At 53.8% G+C, this 21,309-nt stretch carries 19 protein-coding genes; 10 read left to right on the top strand and 9 right to left on the bottom strand.

The features are described from left to right. The first annotated feature begins 26 nt into the window (after window positions 1-26). The 6 genes from NI000_RS24025 (at window position 27) to NI000_RS24000 (ending at window position 8,994) form a co-directional block, all read left to right on the top strand. Entirely contained in the window at window positions 27-1,319 is a 1,293-nt protein-coding gene (locus NI000_RS24025) for a dihydrolipoamide acetyltransferase family protein (RefSeq protein WP_253413923.1), read from the top strand. Between the two features lie 18 nt (window positions 1,320-1,337). Then, entirely contained in the window at window positions 1,338-2,717 is a 1,380-nt protein-coding gene (lpdA, locus tag NI000_RS24020; protein WP_253413922.1) for a dihydrolipoyl dehydrogenase, read from the top strand. Between the two features lie 12 nt (window positions 2,718-2,729). After that, the gene (locus tag NI000_RS24015) at window positions 2,730-3,782 is read left to right on the top strand and encodes a 2,3-butanediol dehydrogenase (RefSeq protein WP_253413921.1); all 1,053 of its coding nucleotides are present in this window, start codon (window positions 2,730-2,732) and stop codon (window positions 3,780-3,782) included. A gap of 149 nt (window positions 3,783-3,931) precedes the next feature. After that, window positions 3,932-5,806: a sigma-54-dependent Fis family transcriptional regulator gene (locus tag NI000_RS24010; protein WP_253413920.1), complete on the top strand. Its 1,875-nt coding sequence runs from the start codon at window positions 3,932-3,934 to the stop codon at window positions 5,804-5,806. Between the two features lie 227 nt (window positions 5,807-6,033). Then, window positions 6,034-7,044, top strand: a complete 1,011-nt coding sequence (locus NI000_RS24005; protein WP_253413919.1) for a DUF5050 domain-containing protein — start codon at window positions 6,034-6,036, stop codon at window positions 7,042-7,044. Between the two features lie 366 nt (window positions 7,045-7,410). Continuing rightward, window positions 7,411-8,994: a cohesin domain-containing protein gene (locus NI000_RS24000; RefSeq protein WP_253413918.1), complete on the top strand. Its 1,584-nt coding sequence runs from the start codon at window positions 7,411-7,413 to the stop codon at window positions 8,992-8,994. A 116-nt stretch (window positions 8,995-9,110) separates the two neighbouring features. On the opposite strand, the gene NI000_RS23995 is transcribed toward NI000_RS24000, so the two are convergent. The 5 genes from NI000_RS23995 to NI000_RS23975 form a co-directional block, all read right to left on the bottom strand. Beyond that, a complete protein-coding gene (locus tag NI000_RS23995) occupies window positions 9,111-9,371 on the bottom strand; it encodes a YqkE family protein (protein ID WP_010495955.1) in 261 nt (86 codons plus the stop codon). A 17-nt stretch (window positions 9,372-9,388) separates the two neighbouring features. Beyond that, on the bottom strand, window positions 9,389-9,925 hold the full coding sequence (locus NI000_RS23990; RefSeq protein WP_253413917.1) for a histidine phosphatase family protein: 537 nt from the start codon (window positions 9,923-9,925) through the stop codon (window positions 9,389-9,391). Between the two features lie 119 nt (window positions 9,926-10,044). Continuing rightward, window positions 10,045-10,473, bottom strand: a complete 429-nt coding sequence (locus NI000_RS23985) for a DUF1284 domain-containing protein (RefSeq protein ID WP_253413916.1) — start codon at window positions 10,471-10,473, stop codon at window positions 10,045-10,047. A 140-nt stretch (window positions 10,474-10,613) separates the two neighbouring features. After that, window positions 10,614-11,534: an RNA polymerase sigma-70 factor gene (locus NI000_RS23980; protein ID WP_253413915.1), complete on the bottom strand. Its 921-nt coding sequence runs from the start codon at window positions 11,532-11,534 to the stop codon at window positions 10,614-10,616. 2 nt (window positions 11,535-11,536) lie between these two features. Further along, window positions 11,537-12,892: a phytoene desaturase family protein gene (locus NI000_RS23975; protein WP_253413914.1), complete on the bottom strand. Its 1,356-nt coding sequence runs from the start codon at window positions 12,890-12,892 to the stop codon at window positions 11,537-11,539. Between the two features lie 197 nt (window positions 12,893-13,089). Here NI000_RS23975 and NI000_RS23970 point away from each other — a divergent pair, with 197 nt between their 5' ends. From NI000_RS23970 to NI000_RS23960, 3 genes are all read left to right on the top strand, one after another. After that, complete coding sequence (locus NI000_RS23970; protein ID WP_253413913.1) at window positions 13,090-13,659, top strand: RNA polymerase sigma factor; 570 nt, start codon at window positions 13,090-13,092, stop codon at window positions 13,657-13,659. Then, complete coding sequence (locus NI000_RS23965) at window positions 13,640-15,373, top strand: DUF4179 domain-containing protein (RefSeq protein ID WP_253413912.1); 1,734 nt, start codon at window positions 13,640-13,642, stop codon at window positions 15,371-15,373. Before NI000_RS23970 ends, NI000_RS23965 begins: the two co-directional genes overlap by 20 nt. Before the next feature lie 180 nt (window positions 15,374-15,553). Further along, window positions 15,554-16,072: a hypothetical protein gene (locus NI000_RS23960; RefSeq protein ID WP_253413911.1), complete on the top strand. Its 519-nt coding sequence runs from the start codon at window positions 15,554-15,556 to the stop codon at window positions 16,070-16,072. A gap of 202 nt (window positions 16,073-16,274) precedes the next feature. Here the strand turns inward: NI000_RS23960 and NI000_RS23955 are convergent, their stop codons facing one another. Next, on the bottom strand, window positions 16,275-17,060 hold the full coding sequence (locus tag NI000_RS23955) for a DUF4367 domain-containing protein (RefSeq protein WP_253413910.1): 786 nt from the start codon (window positions 17,058-17,060) through the stop codon (window positions 16,275-16,277). Then, entirely contained in the window at window positions 17,041-17,625 is a 585-nt protein-coding gene (locus NI000_RS23950; protein ID WP_253413909.1) for an RNA polymerase sigma factor, read from the bottom strand. Before NI000_RS23950 ends, NI000_RS23955 begins: the two co-directional genes overlap by 20 nt. Before the next feature lie 325 nt (window positions 17,626-17,950). Here NI000_RS23950 and NI000_RS23945 point away from each other — a divergent pair, with 325 nt between their 5' ends. Continuing rightward, complete coding sequence (locus NI000_RS23945; protein WP_253413908.1) at window positions 17,951-18,361, top strand: AbrB/MazE/SpoVT family DNA-binding domain-containing protein; 411 nt, start codon at window positions 17,951-17,953, stop codon at window positions 18,359-18,361. A gap of 51 nt (window positions 18,362-18,412) precedes the next feature. Here NI000_RS23945 and NI000_RS23940 read toward each other — a convergent pair whose 3' ends face one another. Together NI000_RS23940 and NI000_RS23935 are read right to left on the bottom strand one after the other, a co-directional pair. After that, on the bottom strand, window positions 18,413-20,260 hold the full coding sequence (locus NI000_RS23940; protein WP_253413907.1) for a sensor histidine kinase: 1,848 nt from the start codon (window positions 20,258-20,260) through the stop codon (window positions 18,413-18,415). Further along, window positions 20,250-21,053: a response regulator transcription factor gene (locus tag NI000_RS23935; protein ID WP_253413906.1), complete on the bottom strand. Its 804-nt coding sequence runs from the start codon at window positions 21,051-21,053 to the stop codon at window positions 20,250-20,252. Before NI000_RS23935 ends, NI000_RS23940 begins: the two co-directional genes overlap by 11 nt. Between the last annotated feature and the right edge of the window lie 256 nt (window positions 21,054-21,309).

Raw genomic sequence — 21,309 nt, 5'->3', positions numbered from 1 at the left:
ACTAACCCGGATAGGAGAAGATCGCCATGGCTGTAGAAGTGGTTATGCCCAAGCTGGGCATGGCAATGAAGGAAGGATCGGTATCCCTCTGGCATAAGAAAGAGGGCGACTCGGTGACTAAAGGGGAAATCATCGCCAATATTGGCTCGGAAAAAATCGAGACGGATCTGGAAGCGCCTGCGGACGGCGTCCTGCTGAAGATCGCCGTTCCCGAAGGGGAAGGCGTGCCGCCGGGCACGGTCATTGGCTACATCGGCCAGCCCGGCGAGCAAGTCGGCACCGCGGCTGCGGGGGCGGCGGAGGGCCCAACTGCTGACGGCTCTCCGTCAGGCGGCGCAGTACCGGACTCGGCTCCGGCGGGCGGGTCAGCACCTGTCGAAGCTCCTCCACACGGCAGGGACATCAAAATTTCCCCGGTCGCCCGCAAAATGGCGGAAGCGGCGGGGCTGGATATCGCGAAACTAACGGGAACGGGTCCGCAGGGACGAATTACGAAAGAGGATGTGGAGCATGCCATCGCCAACGCGGCGGCCGCACCTTCCGCGCCGTCTGCACCTGCTTCTGCCGGGGAAGCAGCTGCTTCATCCGCCGGGACAAATGCGGCTACCGCCTCGTCCAGCTTTGTGGAGCACTCGGAGCAAATTCCGGTCACCGGCATCCGCAAAGTCATCGCGACGCGGATGCACGACAGCTTGCAGCATAGCGCCCAACTGACGCTGACGCTGCGGGCCGACGTCACCGATCTGCTCGCGCTGCAGAGGCAGATGAGCGAAACCGCGCAGCGACAGCACGAGGTCAAGCTGACGGTGACCGATTTCATCGCCCGCGCCGTCGTCCTTTCGCTCAAGCGGCATAAGCAGATGAACAGCGCGTATATCGACGACCGTATCCACATGTTCGACCACGTGCATTTGGGCATCGCCGTCGCTTTGGACAAAGGCTTGGTCGTTCCGGTCATCCGCCATGCCGATCAGTACTCCGTACTGGATCTGTCGCGCCAAATCAAGGCGCTGGCGCAGCAGTCGCGAAGCGGCCAGCTCGTAAGCGACGCCCTTCAAGGCTCGACGTTTACGATCACGAACCTCGGCGCTTACGGCATCGATTATTTCACGCCGATTCTGAACACGCCCGAAGCAGGCATTCTCGGCGTCGGCGGCGTGGCGGAGATGCCGATCTACAAGGGAGACGACTTGCAGCGCCGGAGTCTGCTGCCGCTCAGCCTGACCTTCGACCACCGGGTATTGGACGGCGCGCCGGCCGCCGAGTTCCTGCGTGCGGTGAAGGACGCGCTGGAAGACCCGTACCGGCTTGTTTTGTAGGGAAGGAGAGGCCATACCATGGAGACGGTAGCCATTATCGGAGGAGGTCCTGCCGGGTACGTGGCGGCAATCACCGCCGCCGGGCAGGGGAAGCAGGTGACCTTGATCGAGCAGAAGGAGCTGGGAGGAACGTGCCTGAATGAAGGCTGCATGCCGACCAAATCGCTGCTGGAAAGCGCGGATACACTGGATAAAGTCAAGCACGCCGGCCGGTTCGGTGTAATGCTGCCTGCGAATCGGGTCGAGGTCGATTGGAACGCGGTGCAGAGCTATAAGAACGGGATTGTGAGCAAGCTGGTGCAGGGGATCGGCTACTTGATGAAAAAAAATAAAATCAAAGTGCTTCGGGGGCAAGCAAGCTTCGTTACGGACCGTAAGCTGCACGTCATACAGGGTGACAAGCAGGAGGCTGTGGAAGCGGACCGCTTCATTATTGCCGCAGGCTCGGAGCCCGTCGCTCTGCCCTTTGCCCCCTTCGACGGGGAATGGATCATTCACAGCGGCCAGGCGATGTCGCTGCCTGCAGTTCCGGCTTCCCTGCTTATTATCGGCGGCGGCGTCATCGGCTGCGAGTTCGCGAGCATCTACAGCCGTCTCGGAAGCCGGGTGACCGTGGTCGAGATGGCCGACCAGCTGCTTCCGGGTGAAGACGCGGACACGGCGGCCGTCCTGCAGCGCGAGCTGGAGAAAGCGGGCGTGAAGGTGTATACATCCACTTCCGTGAAGCGGCTGCAGCCGGAGGAGAAGCTGGCGGTTTTCGAAACCGAGAGCCGGGTGTTCGAAGGCACCGCCGACCGCGTGCTTGTCGCGATCGGGAGAAAGCCGCGCACGGACGGGCTCGGTCTGGAAAACGCCGGGGTCCGTTATACGAGGCAGGGGATCGAAGTCAACGCGCATATGCAGACCAGCGTTCCCCACATTTATGCCTGCGGCGACGTCATCGGGGGCATTCAGCTCGCGCATGTCGCTTTTCACGAGGGCACCGTCGCAGCGCTTCATGCTTCCGGAGCGGATGCGAAGGTCAATTACCGGGCGGTTCCGCGCTGCATCTACACCTCCCCGGAAATTGCCGGGGTAGGCTTGACCGAGAAGCAAGCCAGAGAACGGTATGGCGACATCCGCGTCGGGGAATTTCCGTTCGCCGCCAACGGCAAAGCGCTGATACTGGACGAACCGGTCGGCAGAGTGAAGGTGCTGACGGAGCCGCAATACCATGAAATTGTCGGCATTTCCATCGTCGGTCCGAAAGCGACGGAGCTGATCGGCCAAGGCGCCGTCCTGCTGCACACCGAGATGACCGCCGATATGATGGAGCATTTTATCGCCGCTCACCCGACCTTGTCCGAAGCGGTTCACGAAGCCATTCTAGGCGCCATCGGCCACGCGGTACATGTTTAAGGAGGTCCACCGATGAAAGCAGCATTTTGGTATGGCATTCGCGATGTGCGTACGGAGGAAGCGCCGGAACCGCCGGTCCGGCCGGGCATGGTCAACATTCGGGTCGAGTGGTGCGGCATATGTGGAACGGATTTGCACGAGTATTTGGCCGGGCCGATCTTCATTCCCGATCAGCCCCACCCGTTGACGAACGAACGGGCTCCCGTCATTCTGGGGCACGAGTTTGCAGGCGAAGTCGTTGAGGTCGGCGTAGGAGTGACGAAGCTCAAAGTCGGGGACCGGGTAACGGTCGAGCCGATTCTCGCGTGCGGAACGTGCCTTCCGTGCCGGCAAGGCTTATACAACGTGTGCGATGAGCTCGGCTTCCATGGACTGAGCGGGGGCGGAGGCGGATTCAGCGAGATCACCTCGGTGAAAGAGAGCATGGTTCATAAGCTCCCGGATTCCATGACCTACGAGCAAGGCGCCATGGTGGAACCTGCGGCCGTCGCCGTTCATGCCGTCCGGCAAAGCAGGCTTAAGACCGGCGACAGCTGTGTCGTTTACGGGGCGGGTCCCATCGGCCTGCTCGTTATTCAAGCCGCCCGCGCGGCAGGCGCCAGCCGGATTATTGCTGTCGAAATTTCCGAAGCCAGACAACGAACGGCGCTCGCGCTGGGCGCTCATCATGTCATCCACCCGTTAAAGGATAACGCGGTCGAAGCGGTGCACCGGCTCGTTCCCGGCGGCGTCGACGTCAGCTTCGAAGTTACCGGCATCGAAGTCTGCCTGAACGATGCGATCTGCAGCACGAAAACCGATGGCCAGACGGTGATTGTAAGCATCTGGGAAAAACCGGCGTCGATCGCTCCGAATACTCTTGTGCTGAAAGAGCGCGAGCTGAAGGGCGTGCTTGCGTACCGTAATATTTTCCCTGCTGTCATCTCGCTTATCTCGGAAGGCCGATTGCGGGTCGACGAATTAATTACGAAAAAGATCCGGCTGGACCGTTTGGTCCCGGACGGTTTCGAGGAATTGGTCGGCAGCAAGGAACAGATCAAAATACTTGTCTCTCCCAAGCCCTGACGCTTATCCGGTGCGCGAATCTGAGACCGAGGTTTGATTGTAAGCGCTATCTTAATCGTTTATAATCAAAGTGACATGTCTCACGCTCGTACAGCCCTAAGCTGACTTTGAATTATATCTCAAAATATACATTCAGGGGAGAGGGTCTTATGCTTGAAACCGCATTGAGTTTAAACATATGGGAGCGTTTCGTCAACGAAGGCGTTCTGGATGCGTCCCGGCTGAACAAACGAATCGTGGAATCCTGGTACCGTTCCCGGGATGCGCGCGTCAATCCTCATCTGGATAAAGGCCGCCTTGTTTTAACCAATGACCGGTTTCATTCCCAGAAGAAAAAGAACGCCCTGCTTCGGGATATGGCGCAGCCGCATCTGGAGCGCATGAACGGCTTCATCGACGACCTGGGCATGATCGCGCTTCTCATTGACCCGGAAGGCTACGTATTGTCGATGACCGGAAACCTCCATGTCCGCCAAGAAGCGGTGAAAATCAACTTTGTCGAAGGCGTCCGCTGGACGGAGGGCGAGGTCGGCACGAATGCCATCGGAACCGCCCTGTTGGCCGGGGAGCCCCTCATGGTGACGGGGTCGGAGCATTATTCGATCGCTTCCCACCGCTGGAGCTGCTCGGCGGCCCCGATCCGCGGCGACGACGGCCAGATCATCGGCGTTCTGGACGTTTCCTGTCCGGTGGACCGCGCCCATCCTTATATGCTCGGCATGGTCACTTCGGTCGCCTATGCGATCGAACGCGATCTCAGCATACGGCTGCACAAAGACGAGATGGAGCTCGTTCGTCAAACCGCCGATCGGCTGGAAACCGATCAGCCCGTGGTTGTTTGCAGCAGCAAACATGGGTTCGTCTGCGCCAGCAGGGCGGTCCGCCGGCGTATTCCGGCTTGGGCCGGCTTAAAGGCTGACGAGCTGGCCGGATTCGGGCTAGAAGCCCGGATGACCGTTCCGGTCCTGTCGGATTCGCACGGGGGGCTGATCGGCACCTGTGTCTATTTGCAGGAAACGCTATCGGGCGCCTCCAAGCCGGTATATTTTCCGCAGTCGGTTGCGAGGGGAGCGGTGGCGGAATCCTTTGTCTTTCAAGGGGAGATTGGCACGAGCGCGGCATTCCGGCAAACGATTGATGACATGAAACGGGTCGCGCCTACGGACGCCAGCGTCTGCATTCTGGGGGAGACCGGGACGGGCAAGGAGCTGATCGCCCAAGCCATCCACGAGAACAGCCCCCGCCGGACGGGGCCGTTCTTGGCCGTCAACTGCGGCGCAATTCCCAAGGAGCTGATGGAAAGCGAGCTGTTCGGCTATGCGGAAGGGGCTTTTACCGGGGCCCGGCGGAACGGGTACAAAGGAAAATTCGAGCAGGCGAACGGCGGAACGATTTTTCTCGACGAAATCGGGGAAATTCCGCTTTCCATGCAGGCGGCGCTGCTGCGAGTGCTGCAGGAACGGAAAGTGACGCCTGTCGGGGGAACGCAGGAGGTCCCGCTCAATTTTCGGATGATTACGGCGACCCACCGCGACCTGCGGCAACTGGTGCAGGAAGGAAAGTTTCGCGAGGACCTGTACTACCGGCTTCACGTGTATCCGGTCAAGGCGCCGCCACTGCGCGAAAGAAGGGAAGATATTCCGCACCTCGTCCGCTTTTATTGCAGCCGGAAGGCTTGGGCGATACCGCTTCCGCAGCGCTTCTTCGACCGGTTGATGCAGTACGATTGGCCGGGCAACATTCGGGAGCTGATGAACGTTTTGGAACGGCTGCATATTATGACGCAGGGGGCGGATGCCGATCCGTGCGAAGCGTTGAGCCGGTTCGACGGCTTCCGTCCGCAGCCGGCCCTGCCGGACTCGACCCCAGCCCCGCCAATGGCGCTGTCGCTGCGCGAGCAGATCCAGAGGGAGCAAATGACCGAGGCGCTGCAGCAGACCAAGGGCAACGTCACCGCAGCGGCCCAAATGCTGGGCGTTCCCCGGAGCACCTTTTACAAAAGGCTGCAAAAATTCAATAAATAGCAGCGCCCTATAAATGAGAGGCGGTCTCCCAAGAAGGAATGAAGCTTGGTGCGAGGCCGTTTCTTCGTGTTTACGTTTCGTGCTCCTAGCAGGCCCATTTTGCGGCTGTAATCTTTTAATAGCGAAACAAATACGGTGGCTTCTGCGTTTAAGCAGATAACAAACTTTGGACCACGAAGAGGAGTCACCATGAAATTAGAAAAATATTGGCTGCCGGACTGTTGTTTATGGCAAGCCAGCCGTCGTCTTACGCCGCGGGAGCGCCATCCGCTCCGATCGTGAAGGCCCCGGGCTTTCCCGTCACCGTGAACGGGTCGGTCGTCGATAACAAACACAGCTTGTATCCGCTGCTGCTGTACCGCGATATTACGTATTTTCCGATGACGTGGAATTATACCCGGGCGCTCGGTATGACCACCGCTTGGGACCCCGTGAACGGACTTGCGATCGGGAAGCAGGAATCCTGTGATCCTGTCGTCTGCCAAGATCTGACTTCCCAGGAGAACAGCGAGAAAGAGCTGAAGGCAACGCTCGTGCCTTTTCCGGTCAGTGTGAACGGCAAAGCGATCTCCAATGCGGAGGAGCAATACCCGCTCCTGCTTTTCCGGAACATCGTTTATTTTCCGATGACCTGGAACTATACCCATGATGCGTTCGGCTGGACGACGAGCTGGGACGCGACGAACGGCTTCGGCGTGCAAGCCTGCGAAAAAGCACCCGGCGCCGATGCCAAGCAAACCGCTGCACTAAACATCGCGAACGGCGGACAATTGGCCGTACAGGGCGTTTGGATCTATATGAACCCGGCGAACAAATACTACGGACCGAACAGTCTTGTTAAGATGAAGCTGGACGGCAGTAGGAAGCAGACGTTGTCGGAAGATAACGCGTTATCCATCAACGTCGTGGATGACTGGATTTATTATACGGCCCGCGATAAGGCGGCCGATAAAAACCTCGGCATTTTCAAAATGAAAACCGACGGCTCGCAGCGGACGCAGATCAGTTCGGCAGGGGCTTACTCCGTTTGGGTCCGGGACGGCTGGATTTACTTTATCCGCGGTTCCTTCGGAATCATGGGCTCGGCATCGATCGAGAAAATCCGCATCGACGGCACCGGACATACCGCTCTGGGCAATGCACGCGCCATGTCGCTGTATTCCGTAGGCGACGACTTGTACTACCCGGCCGCTTTCCATGGGGATAACGAGCTTCGCAAACTGGAGCCGAAGAATTGAGAAGAAACATTTTGAAAGAAAATTTGCTGCTTAAATTTATATAGTAAATGCATTGCAACACAGAGGAGGGCGAAACTACCCTCCTCTTAATTTTTGAGTGGATCTAAACATTTAAATTTTTGTGAAATTCCCACACCTGAGACTTTCGGATAGACAGTAAAGGAACTGTTGACCACTAGAAACCGGTTGATGCAGGTTTTCGGAGTTTGTATATCTTGACTCTTTTATAGGGCTTTGATGAAATCTATGATCCTAAAGACTTATCCAAATGGTATGAAAAATCATTGCAAGTATAATTTTTTTCCAATATAATATAAATTCAGTGTCGAAAAATGTAAATTATTGCAAAACGAAGGGAGATTGAATATGCGTAAAGTACTATTAAGCTTAATGTTACTTTTAGTTTTTTCCGCGTTCCAAGTTACATACGCAAGTGCGGCACAAGTCAGAATAAACGCTGATTCAAAAGCCTATTACGGTTTTCCACACAGTATTGTAGAAAGCAACTTTACAAAAAATGCTACAGATAATGATCCGAATACTAAAGTTGACTTACCATACCCATCAGTTGTTACTTTTAAATTAGACTCCGGGGTAAGTATTACTGGTTTATCTGCCAAAGCTTCCTCCAAAGTGTGGTTAAGTTTTTATGCTAAAGATACATACACAGAACTTTACGGCAGACGATATATTTCAGGTGATGAAGTCTTACATCCTGTGGATATGAAAAATGTAGGCTATGTAATAGTGCAAAATGATACACCTAATAGTACATTGAAATTGTATGAATTTAGTATATTTGGAGAATCTAATAAACCACAGGCACCAGAAGGGTTAAAAGCAGTACTTGATAAAAATAATGCAGTTTTAACTTGGTCAAATCCATCCGGCATCGGCAAGTTTAATATTAAAAGATCTGAAGTATCCGGGGGTGCCTATACCACAATAGCAAGCAATGTGGATGCCACAACTTATACGGATTCGGCTTTAGAGCTTGGAAAAACATATTACTACGTGGTTACTGCCGTGAATTCCAACGAAGAAAGTGCGAATTCGAATGAGGTTTCGGTTACTCTTCCTTATCCAGCGGCACAGCCACCTGCAAATCTTGTAGGAGTTGGAGAAAATAATAAAGCAAGATTGACTTGGGATGGAGTATCCGGGGCTACGGGATATAATGTAAAAAGATCATTACAAGCAGGCGGACCTTATACCGTTATAGCAAATAATGTAACTCAAGCAACTTATGAGGATCTGTCCATTAAAGCCGGAACGACTTATTACTATGTGGTTACGGCAGTTAATGCGGGTGGAGAGAGCGGAAACTCCAATGAGGTTTCCGTACAATCTAAGCTACCGGCATTGGAGATAAATATTAAAGAAGAGAAAGTTAAAGTTGGACAGGAATTTGTTGCCAATATTGCTTTAAAAAATGTAAATAACATCTATGCAGAAGACTTTTCAATAAAGTATGATAATCATCTATTTGAGTATCTTGGTTTCGAAGAAGTTACAGGATATAAGGTCTATAATGAACCGACTGATCAAAATGGCACACTTCGTTTTATCGTTGCAAGCCAAGGGAAGAACTATGGCATTAAAGATGATAAACCATTCTTAAAAGTAAAATTCCGAGCTAAAGCAGTAGGTACAGGGAAAGTCGACGCCACTAAATGTAGAATTGCAGACACCGAGCGCGAATTTGATTTAGAGGCTGACTCATGTTTGGAAGATCAGGTAATTGTGCAAAACATGGACGTTAATAAATCCGGTGAATATACTCTTCTTGACTTAGCTATCGATTCCTATTATTACGGTGAGCTTGCCACAAATGTTGATCCAGTGAAGTATGAAGCTAATCAGGCTGGAGACGAATATATTAGAGATGAAGATCTTGTGTTCATTGTTAAACAAATGTTACAAAATACCAATTATCCTCCTAATATGTAAATCCATTAGATCAACATAAGAGTTTCCTTTTAAGTGATAGGTTTCAAGGCAAAACAAAACAAAACCTCCAAGATCACGTCTGACCGTGATTTTGGAGGTTTTACTGTTCTTACCGCTTACTTATACTTCTTCCAGTCCATGCCGCTGTTGTTCAGCAAATACTCGAAGTTGTTGTCCAGCCGCTTCTGCTCGGCCTTGCGGGCCGCTTCCGCCTGCTTGCGGGCTTCCTCACGCTGAACCTCGGCTTCGGCCTTCATCTGATCCGCCTGCGCTTTCAGCTTGCTCACGACGTCCGGGTTCAACAAATCCTTCAGCGTAGCCGGTTTGTCTTGGGAAGCGGCGCTCGGAGGAGCCGCCGGCTTGTTTTTCTTCGCCATGGCACTCACCTTTCGCGTTAATTTTCGAACAAATACAGCTTGCCGTTCTCCGGCGTACCGAACTTCGGACCCCGGAAACCACGCGCAAGCAAAGCTTTTCTCATCGTCATCATCAAGGCGGCATGGCTGACGATAAGCACGTTCCCGTCGCCCTGCCGGAAAATCTCGTCCAGAACGGCGTCGGCCCGTTTTTGGATATCGTCCATGCTTTCGGGCATCGACCGGGGTACTAGGAACCACGAGGTTTTGATCAGAACCGCCCACATCATGAGCGGCAGTCGTACCTTCGTCCGGAACGACGGAGGCGGAACCTCGCGGAGCATCTTCCAGTGCTTAATTTCACCGTCATAAATGTGCTCGGCCGTGCGGGCCGCTCTGGGCATATCGCTGGCATAACAGCGGTTCCATTCGATGCCGCCCAGATCGGTCTGACCGAGCTCGATGTCGGATTCATCATACTCCGCGAACCATTGATCGAGCTCCCCGGCCGAGATCAGAAATTGCGACGGATAATCCTTTTTGACTTTATAATGCCGAACTAAACCGACTTTCATTTCCGTTCCAACCATCCTTGCTTGTAGAAGTACGTCTCTTAATCATACCTCGGGATGGACTAGATGTTAAAGGGCCAGTTTCTCTATATCGATTTTTTCGGCTGCTGAGGCCGAATCGGTTACCGGCTGGCGACCGGGGGCAGCGGCTCACCGCTGCGGATCAGGCGGACCCCGTCCTTGCAGACGCCGTAGCGCTCCCATGGACAGGTCGAGCACAGCAGGCCGATGTCGTCCGGACGCATGGTCGCGGAGACGGCGGCACAGATGTCCGCCCACGTCATGGTGGCGCCGGTATGCAGCCCAAGCTTGCCCAGCACGCGGGCGTCCCGGTCATATACGCTATGGCCGTCGCAATGCGGGGGCTGATCTTTGGGAAACGCGCTGCAAATGTCATCGGGCCCTTCGACAAGCTCGATTCGGGTGTCCGGATGCTTCCGAAGCGTTTCGTATACGGCCGTCATATTGTCGCAAAACGATTCGGAGTACCCCATTCCACGGTACCCGAGCAGGCAAAGCAAATGATGTCCGCGGAGCCGGATGCTGTTCATAGGGGCTTCTCTCCATTCCTGCATAGCGATGCAGAATATTGTTAACTGATTATATCATATTCGGGTTAACGTATCATCCATGCCGTCAGACGGCAAAAAACCGGCAGAAGAGTCGATCTCCTGCCGGTTCCTCGGACGGGCTATAGAACATGCTTTAATTTATCCGGATTCACGACGATATAAATGCCATGAACCCGGTCCTCCTGGATCTGGAACGAAACGACATTCACCGGCTGCTTGCCGGAATAACAAACGATGCCCGGCTGGCCGTTAACGTCCGCCAAGCGATAGGAGAACGCCTCGGGCAGCTTGGCCATGAGCCCTTCGAAGAAGCGCGAGATGCGCTCGGCGCTTTGCACGGGACGAACGGCCGCGGTAACTTTGCCGCCTCCGTCGGAATACAGCACCGCATCCGCGGACAAAATATCCATCAATTTCCCGACATTGCCCGTGGTCAACGCTTGGACGAACCGTTCGATCAGGTCGCCTGCTTGTTCCTGTGAAGGATGCGAGCCGCGGCGGGGCGGCGCCGCATTGGACGGCCGTCCGTCTCTGGGATCGGGCAAGCCGCTGACCGCCCGCTTCGCGCGGTGGAAGATTTGCCGGCAGTTCGTGTTGCTCTTGCCGACGATATCGGCGATTTCGTCATATTCGTACTGCAGCACCTCGCGCAGCAGAAATACTGCCCGCTCCGTCCACGAGAGCTGCTGCAGCAATAGCAGATAAGCGGTGGAGAGCGATTCCTTTTGCAAGTAGAAATGGGACGGCTCCCCGCCCTGATCTCTGTCCGCAACCAGCGGCTCCGGCAGCCAAGGACCGACATAAACCTCACGCTGCTTGCTGGCCGAGCGAAGCCGGTCGATGCAGCGGTGCGTGACCAGCTTGCACAGATAGGACTTCATATTCTGCACGTGATCCAGCTTCGTTTCGTTCACATACAGGAATGCCTCCTGCACGATGTCCTCCGCATCCATCACGCTTCCCAGCATGCGGTAGGCAAGGGAAAACAACAGAGGCTTGTAAGAAACGTACAGCTCTTCGGCCGATTCGGCTGGTTTCATGTCTAAGCGCTCCCTTCAATGTCGTGCGGCGGCTGTTCTTCGGGCGTCCCTGCCGCATAAACCGGTTCGGCGCGCGGCCGGTTCAGCTCCGCCAGCACCTGCTGTGCGGCCCTTCTGGCGCTCGCCGCCGCGGCATCCGCCAGCATCTCACCGTGACCGGCCCAGTCCCCGGCTACGTAGAGCCCTTGAATGTCCGGTACGGCCGGACCCGGGAACCGGTTTGTGCGCTTCAGGTGCATATAGTCGTGGACGACCGGGATATTGGGCAAATACTGCCGCACCGCGACCTCCTGCTCCCAGCCCGGATGGAGAAGGCTCATCGTTTGCTCCAGCAGGCGTTCGTCCGCCTTGGGATCGCTCTCGCCGGGGCCGTTATATTTGACCAAATGTACGACTATTGTATCATGCCTGCTTAGCTTCGCGCCTGCCGAATGATTGCTGAAGAACACGGGCTGATCCAGTCCGATAGCGAGATCTCTGCCGGGGACGGGGAGCCGCTTCAGCCCGAGGTCCAGACAAGCGGCCATCGAAGGCCGGGCTTCCTTCTTCCAACGGTACAGCGAAGTAAGCTCCGCGTTCCTTACCAACCGGCAGGTGTCCGCCGGCGGCAGCGTGCTGATCACATGCGCAAGCTCGAACGCTTCGCCGTCCGCACAGACAACCCGGCTCACGGCTCCGTCCGTTTGCTCGATGGCGCTTACCGCTTTGCCGCACATCGCGCGAACGCCGGCGGCAGCGCCCATCTTTTCCAAGCGGTCGACGATCGTCTGCCAGCCCCCGTTCAAGTAAAGCACGCCGTCTTTCAGCGAGCGCCGCACCTGCCTGAGCACCGGTCCGGCTAATTGCCGGTCGGGGTCTTGGGTGTAAGTGGCCGTCCGGCATAAGGCGTAAAAAATATGCCGCACCATCGGATCGCGGACTTCCTTCTCGGCCCAATCCCGGAGGCTGGCGTTCTCCGGCGTGTCCGTATCGGTCCGGCCCAGCTTCAGCAGAAGCCGTACCAGCTCGCCTTTACCTGTCCATGAGAGGAGGCGGGAGGCGAGCAGCTTGAGCGGGTTCGCAGGCATGGGGAAGACCCGATTGCTCCAAATGGCGGATATCTTGGAAGAGGGAGGGCCTCCCTCGAGCGGCACGCCCCATTCCCGAAGCAAGGCATGCAGTTCCCCGCCGCGGTACAGTGCATGGCCTCCGAGATTGAACAGTACGCCGTTCTTGTCGGCCGTTCTCGCCCGTCCACCCATTCGGTTCGATTTTTCCAGAAGGACGACCGATTTGCCCGCCCGCGACAGCTCGATAGCGGCGATCCATCCCGCTAGCCCCCCGCCGATTATGGCAGCGTCGAACGCTTTTTGATCCATGGCTATTTCCTCCTTTAAGTTCGTTGTTACTAGTTATGGCGAACAAGGAGAGCGGTTTGTGACAGGAACCGGATGCCGGCAAAAAAATTATTTTTCCAGTTAGAGAAAGGTTTCCAGTTTGGTAGCGTCATACATAGTGTAACTGCCGCAAAAGGCAGATGCTGCGCAGCGAACCTTTTGGGACAGGGAGGACTAGAATGGACAATGACATCGAAATCGTTGAGCGGATTCTGAATGGAGACAAGCAGGCGTTCGCTCAAATTATCGATAAATATAAGGGAAGGGTATTTGCCCTGCTTCGGCGCATGCTGGGTCATTCGCCGGATACGCAGGACATTGCCCAAGAGGTGTTCATTAAAGCGTATAATCATTTGAACGAGTATACGCCGGGGCACAGTTTTTCCGCGTGGCTATACCGGATCGCGGCCAACCGCTGCATTGACGAGCTGCGCAAGCGCAAGCGCAGACCCGACATCACCGGCTTCGACGCCGAGTTCATGCAGGGAGAAACTCCGGAAACCGCCTATCTGGAAAAGGAACGGAGACAGGCGTTGGAGCAGCGGATTATGGAGCTCAATCGGAGCCAGCGCGCGGTGTTTGTGATGAGATATGTGCAACATTTAAGCTATCAGGAAATTGCGGAACGGCTTTCGGTTCCCATAAGCACGGTGCAGATGCGTCTGTACCGTGCCAGGCAGAAGCTGCGGGAGAGCATGTCCAATTCCGGAGTAGAGGGGGGGTTCATCTATGAAGTGCGTCAGAGCTGATCGGTTGGCCGCGGAACTGAACCAAGACCTTTCTCCGTTTGAAGTCAGACAGTGGGAACGCCATTTGGAAAGCTGCGCCGATTGCCGGAACGAAATGGAACGGTTGTTGACTTCGCTGGACAACTTTGATCCGGTGCTCGAAGAAGTGCAGCCTGACGATGGATTTACCCAGGCCATATTGGACCGCTTGGACCCTTACGTGCCGGGCGAGCAGCCGCAAGCGGCCGAAACGCCGGTCTCCGCACCCAAACGTATCAATTGGAAAAAGAGGAGTGTGGACATTTTGAAAAAAGTAACCATTGTTGTGGCCGGATTGGCCGTAGCCATATCGCTAGGCACCTTCGTATCGCCGACGTTCGCGGATTATGTGAAAAGCATTTTCAGCAGCAGCAAAGACGTGGATCAAGGGATCAAGGAGGCTGTCAAGCAAGGTTTCGCGAAGCAATTGGATCTCAACGTCACGGATCAGGGCGTCACGCTTAGGATCAAAGAGGTATTGGCGGATACGCTGCGTATTGCGGTCATGTGCGAAGCGATAGACCAGAACGGCAACAAAGTCGATTTCGATATGTTAAAGCCGGGAGAACGGAAAAACAGATTGGAAGAGTTTGTCCTTAAGGACAAAAACGGAACGCCTCTCATCAAGCCTGAAGAAGTGGGATGGGGATGGACGATGAGTAAAGAAGGCGAGTATATCATGATTCGCCAGGAATTGACCGGGCTGACTGCCACCGGAAGAGAGCTGCCGGACGAACTGACCGCCGAGGTGCACTGGGCGAAGCTCGACGGAAAAGAAGGAAACTGGAAGCTGACGGTTCCGATCGACATGGCAAAAGCGAAAAAGGCGACCCGATCGGTAGCGGTTGACCAGCAGTATACGACGCCGCAAGGGTTGATGATCGACTTCAAGAAGATCGATTTCGCGCCTAGCGCAACGTTGCTGTCACTGGAGACCCGTGTTTCGTCCGAAGTCCGCGAGCGGCAGAAACAGATTATCGAGAAGAACGGTTTGGCGGAGGACATCCAACCAGGGGAGCCATTCTTTCCGTTCCTGCTCGGCCGTGCCACTCAGGAATACAAAGTGGCTTACGAGCTTGTCGACGAACAAGGGAAAGTCGTAGCGGCGCAAGACGACGGCTTGCTTGATAAAGACTTGAGCATCGAGAAAAACACGATTGTGAACGGGGTTTCAGGCATGGGAAAGGACGGGATCATGCAATTGTGGCATACGTTTGTGCCGATGAGTAGCAACCGGAAGCTCACGTTCAGGCTGCACTCTATTTACACCAATGAGCTGTCCGATTTCAGTGCGAAACTAACGCCCGCCCAGTTAAGGCAAAAGCCGGTTCAGGCGGAGGACCAAGGAACCCGGCTAACCTTCAGCAATTTTGTCATGAAGACGGACCCTGCGGAAGCAAAAATCGGGAATCAAGCTGTTAGCGGCAAAGGGGGCGTAATCGAGGTTCAAGCGGAGCTGGCCAAGGACGTCGTCGGGCTGAGCCTGTGGCAGGTGAAGGACGAGACTGGACAAGAGTACGAGGCACGGCTGGAAAGAACGTCAACCCGCAACGCAGACGGCACGGTCAGCCAACAGGGCGTGCTGGTGATCCCGCAGCTGGAGAAGGAGCCGAAGGAATTGACGGTCACGTACAAGGCCGTGCAAAAGCAGCATCGCGATGTGAAGTGGGAAGTTCCGATCGTCACTAAACCTTAACTTGGTAAATTGCCAAGGGAAAAGCAATGCAAAAGCTCGCCTCCGGTTCGACCGGGAGCGAGCTTTTTGATGTTGTCATGCGTTTGGGCTGCTTGGGATGGGTCGATGAAAATAAAACGTTAAGTTTTTAATCGATAAGGCGTTAAGGATAATGAATCGAATGTTAAGGGGGAATCCGTGTTGAGACCATTCGCTGCAAAAACTGTAATCATGGCCGTGCTTGCGATTGCTCTGGCAATTCCCGGACAAGCTATGGCAGCTCGAACGCCGCCACCGCCGGAAGTTGTCACTACATTTACCCCGTTTGATCCCAATTATAATTACCTCGAAAACGGCTCTGCTTACATAAGTTATAGCGGCAATGGAAAGGCAAGTCTATGGGGGGACAGCATTGCGACCCGTAGAGTGGATACGGTCGGGATACAGCTGGTTTTACAGCGTTGGACGGGAAGTGAGTGGATTGACGTATACGCAGGAGAGAAAGCGGAGATGAGCAATGCATCGCGCATGAATACGACCATCGACAATTTGTCCGTTTCGAGCGGCTATTATTATCGGGCGAAATCGACCCATTGGATTACTTACGGTAATACAAAGGAAGATGGTACTCGTTATTCCTCAACCTTGCTCATTCCGGATAAAGAAAAAAGCGACCAGGGGGATGCTTCCCTTCAGAGTGTTGAGAAACCCTGGAAGTAGAAAAACTCAGACAAATAGAGGTGGGGTATATCCCGTAAGAGTTTACGTCCGCCTTTGAAACCCGTGAAAATACCGCAAATTCTAATCAAGTTCACGGGTTTCAAGAGCGGCTGGGGGGATATACCCCACCGGCGTATGCAGAGAGTTTTCTACGCGAAGCGGGTTTCTCGACAAGCTCAGGGGGATTCCCCCTTGTTCGCTATCACTGTAATGATGCTCCAATCTTTAACATGTCCTCTTTGGCGATGGGGCCGGATATATAGATTTTAATGCGGTCTTTCGTCAGCCATTCCAAGCTCGTTATGCTGCCTTTACGATCCACGAATAAGACCGCCGGATGTTCTCCCACAAAAACGTCAATAAATTCGCCTGAATCGCTATGAATATCGGTTTTGATTGCCCCCGTTTTTCCTTCGATTTTTCGTTGACTGATCTTTAACAGCTCTCCACGTTCATCAAGGTATTCCAAGTAGGCATCACGATACGTTCCGTCCGGTTCCTTTGTTACGAATACGGCATCTAACCTGAATGTTTCAGGCACATAGGATGGAGTCAGGAGAGGGAAGGCCAATTTATTTTTTGCTTCTTCCAAACTCGTTTTCTCGGGAGCGAAGCTGCTGCCAGGGCGATTCGAAGTCGGCAGCTTTTCCTCCGGAGGCGCAGTTGTTTTCGCGTGTGTAGAGTCTGGAGCCGGCGGCGTTTCATAAAAAATTTCAATTATATTGCCCTGAACCTTTTTAAGCAGCGAGGCAATATTCGCGTAGGATGTAGGAAAATTATCGTTCATCAAAAAGCTGATGACCAGAGAGCAGGCGATAATCGCAGCCGTTAGCTTGATGCGTCGGATGAACAGATTATGGCGGCCGATCTTTTTTAGCCTGTGCTGTACTTGCTGCCAGGAAGCCGCGCCATTGGGGATTTCGACACGGGCATAGTTACGTTTCAATAATTCCTTCAGCTTGTGATCATCATGGTCTATATGATTCATTTTGATCAACCCATTTTCTTGAGAAATAATGAAACAATTTCTTGCGGGCCCTTGTCAGGATTTGAGCGAGGGCTTGTTCCGATATCTGTAATTCTTGGGCGATTTCACGGTATGATTTTTCTTCGATGTAAAATAAAAGCAACACATGCCTGTATTTGAAGTTCAATTGATTAAGGGCTTCATGAAGCATTTCGTCACGGATTTTTTCTTCCACCTGATCGGCCACGGTGCGTTCTTCGGTTGGAGAAAAGTATTCACTGTCTTTAACGAGCTGCAGGTCGGATACATGCCGGTATTTTTTATTTTTTTTAAAACAATCGTAAGCGGTATTCCGGGCCACTTTTTTGAGCCAAGCTTTCATATTTATAGTATTTTCCAGCTTTGGCGCTTTCTCTACTACTTTTAAGAATGATTCTTGTACAACATCTTCGGCTAAGGCGTGATCCCTGAACAAAAAGTATATGTCGTGATAGATCAGTTCCCGAAAAGAATGATAGATCAATTCTTGAGATGAGTTGTCCAGGTGATGGAAATTATTACGTAAGAAGGTGAGCCATTGCTCCATGTATACTCCTCCAACACCATTTCTCTTATATACAATTGTTTGAACGATCATTATATGTAATAAGTTTCTTGATTTTGTAAATTTTTTCGTCAAATTTGCTCGGGATAGATCGTTATATGTAGTAGAAAGCGTGATGTCCAAAGCATCTCGAACAGATAAAAATATCTGAAAAAGCGATAATGATACGGTTCGCGCCCAGAGAGAAGGCGGTCCATCACTTCTATAACGGAATGGAACTCCAAAAGCTGACGGTGGCATTTTAATCCTTTTCTCTGGCGGGGATGCGCACGACTAAGCTTATTCTAGGTTACGGGAGTTCGGGAAAATGAAAAAAACAGGTATTGTCCGACATTTGGATCATTTAGGACGCATTAATCTGCCGATTGAACTGCAGCGAACTTTGAATATAGACTTTGGCGATGCCATTGAGTTCTTCGCCGATGACGAAAAAAGGCAGGTGCTGATCCGGAAGTACCGCACGGAGGAATGTATTTTTTGTTTCTCCACCGAGCAGCTTGTCTTTTTTCGTGGACGGTTTATCTGTAGGGCCTGTTTAAAGGAGCTAGACGGGAATAACGAACAAGTAACCGGAACGAAACGAAAACGGATTAAGGATACGATACTCCGTCTGGCCGAAGTGAAGGAACAGTATCCATCTGCATCGCAAACCGAATGGGGTAACCTGATTGGCATATCGCAGGGCAGGGTCAGCCAATTACTCAAGCAATTGAAATAAGCTTCCCCTTACGGGAAGCTCGTTTCAATTGCCGAACAAACCTCACCACGCCTACTCCGGACGCCGTCCGGCATCCAGCTCCGCCCGGCTGGATACGTATGGCGCTGTCCGCGGCACGCACGGCAGCCGGATCGTCACCGACGTCCCGATGCCCAGCTTGCTGTAGATGCTTACGCCGTACGGCTTGCCGTAATGCAGCTCGATCCGTTGGTGAACGTTGCGGATGCCGTACCCGGCTTCTTCGCCGTCGTCGAACTGCGAGATACGCCGCAGCGTGTCCGGCGTCATTCCGACGCCGTCATCGATGATGCGGAACTCGATATCGTCGCCGATCCGGCGGCCGGCCACCCGGATATGCACCCGGTCGCCCGTCCAGGCATGCTTCAGCACATTTTCCAAAAACGGCTGTAGCACCAGCTTGACCATCTCGTAGCGCAGCAGCTCCGGCTCAATCTCGAACAGAACGTCCAGACGGTCGGTATATTTCACCTTTTGAATATCGAGATAGGCTTTCGCTTGCTCCAGCTCGTTAGCTACCGGAATAATGGTGCGCCCTTCGTTCAGCGAAAGACGGTAGAACAGCGCCAGATTGCTGACCATCCGATGCAGCTGATCGACTTGCCCGAACTTGGCCAGCAAGCTGATCGAGGACAGCGTGTTATACAGAAAATGCGGGTTGATCTGGGCCTGCAGCGATTCCAGCTCGGCTTCTTTCTTCTTGATGCCGGCGACGTACACCTGTTGAATCAGCCCGTCGATATGCTCCGCCATCGCGTTGATGGATTGCGAGATCGTCGAGAACTCGTCCTTCCCCTTGAAGCGTATCCGCTTATGGAAGCTGCCGTGACGGAACGAATCAAGCACCCTCACAATGCGCGAAACGCGCTTGGAGAAGTAGCGGGACAGGAAGCCGCCTACACCCAGAAAGAGCAGGAAACTGGCCGATCCGATGACGGCGGTCAGCACCTTCACTTTCTTCGCATCCTTCTCGACCGATTCCTTTGGGATGCTGGCTACAAGCTTCCAATCCAAGTCTTGGAACGGCTCGGTAATCGTCAAGTAATTGCTTTCCCCGACCTGGGCGATCCGGCCGGTCGTCCAGGCGCCCCGCTCGAACAAAATCTGCCCTTTCCCGTCCTCGATCCGAACCGATGTGCCTTCCCCGAAGTCCGGAGAGACGGTTTCGAACATCTCCGTCAGCTTGACGGTGAGCCGCATGAAGCCGAAATCCAATTGGCGGCCGAAGGAAGCCGTATCCACGAGCCGCCGCAGGAGCGAAATATTGCCGAACTCGGCATCCCGGTCGATCTGCTGCCACTGCATGGTCACCCCGTAACGCTCCGGGGGAAAATCCTTATACCACGAATTGTCGGCGATCCGCTTCAGATATAGCATGTTGTAGCTTTTGCCGGCATAGGTCAGCGGGTCCGAATCGTTATAAAACGAGTAGATTTCAGGCAACGTCTCGTTGCGCAAGTAAACGACGAGCCAGATGCGGTGGTTCGTCGCCTTGATGACGCTATCGAACTTGGGCTCCAAGTATTGCGTGACCGATTCGTAGCCGTAGTAGCCTTCGTTCAATCTTCTCAGCCGGGAAGCGACCGTCTCGTCGTAGTAGATCATATCCGACAGTCGAACCGTATCCTTCATCCGGTATTCGATATTGTCCTTCATTTGGCGCAGCGCCGCCTGAACGTTCTCGCTCGTCTGCTTGCGTACGGAATCCACAAATATCCAATTGGCAAAATAACCGAACAAGATCACATGAACCAAGGTAAGCAGCATATACGACAGCATCAGTTTGTACCCGAAGGGCATGTATCTTGCTTCCGTCTCGGAAGCGGCAGCGCTACTTCGCCGGAGTGAACGGAGGGCGGACCGGATTCGATTATTGGCCATTGCGGAATTCCAGCGGGGTCATCCGGTACGTTTCTTTGAATTGCTTGCTGAAATAAGGCATATAGCGGTAACCGACCCGATAAGCCACCTCGTAAATGCGCAGCTTCGGATCGCGCAGCAGCTCCCCGGCTTTTTCCATACGCAGCGCGACGAGGTATTCATGGAACGTCTGACCCGTCGCTTCCTTGAACATTTGTCCGAGGTAATTCGGCGAAAAGGAGAATTGATCGGCCACTTCCTTTAGCGTGAGCGGCCGCTCCAGTCCGCTGCGCATCATGTCGATCATTTCTTGAATCAGCTTCCCGTTTTTGCCCATCCCGTCCGCGGCCTTGCCATCAACAGCTGGGGATGGGGCGGGCTGTGCGCCGCCCGACAGCATCTGCCGGACCTCATGCTCCGCTTGCTCGCGTTTGCGGGCGTCATCCAGATCGCGCCGAATGCGTTCGAGCGACTGAATCAGCTCGTCCTCGTTCATCGGTTTCAGCACGTAGCTGTAAGCTTGCAAGGTCAGGGCTTCCTTCACATATTGAAAATCTCTGTAACCGCTGACAAAAACGATCCGCACGTCGTGGAACCGTTCCTTCACGCGTTTCGCCAGCTCGAGTCCGGACATGTTGGGCATATTGACGTCGGTGACCAGCACATCGATCTTCTGGGTCTCGATCAGCTCGCAAGCGGAGAACCCGTTCGTCACGGCACCCACAATCTCCATCCCGAGCGACTCCCAGGGAATAAACGTCTTCATTCCTTCCAGATCCAGCGTCTCATCGTCTGCGATCAGCACTTTGTACATGTCGGTCCTCCTCTGCCTTGGATCTTTGAACGAAATGTAAAAGCAGGTGCGCCGATAGCGCACCTTCAGAATGTTGAGAAAGTGATCAATGGAGATTAGAGGTGCAACGAGGGGGCGGGGTATTCACTTCCGGTCGCTGTTGTCCACGGGAAATATTGATTGGAAGCCGCTTAACAGCGGACATTTCCCGCAGACAAAGGCGATCGCTGACGCTCCTCCAGTGAATACCCCACCTCCGTATGTACCTCTATTGAGA

It is taken from the genome of Paenibacillus tyrphae, assembly GCF_024158745.1.
GTDB lineage: Bacteria > Bacillota > Bacilli > Paenibacillales > NBRC-103111 > Paenibacillus_G > Paenibacillus_G tyrfis_A.
Note: the sequence above shows the minus strand (reverse complement) of the source record. Positions and strands in the feature narration are given on the sequence as shown.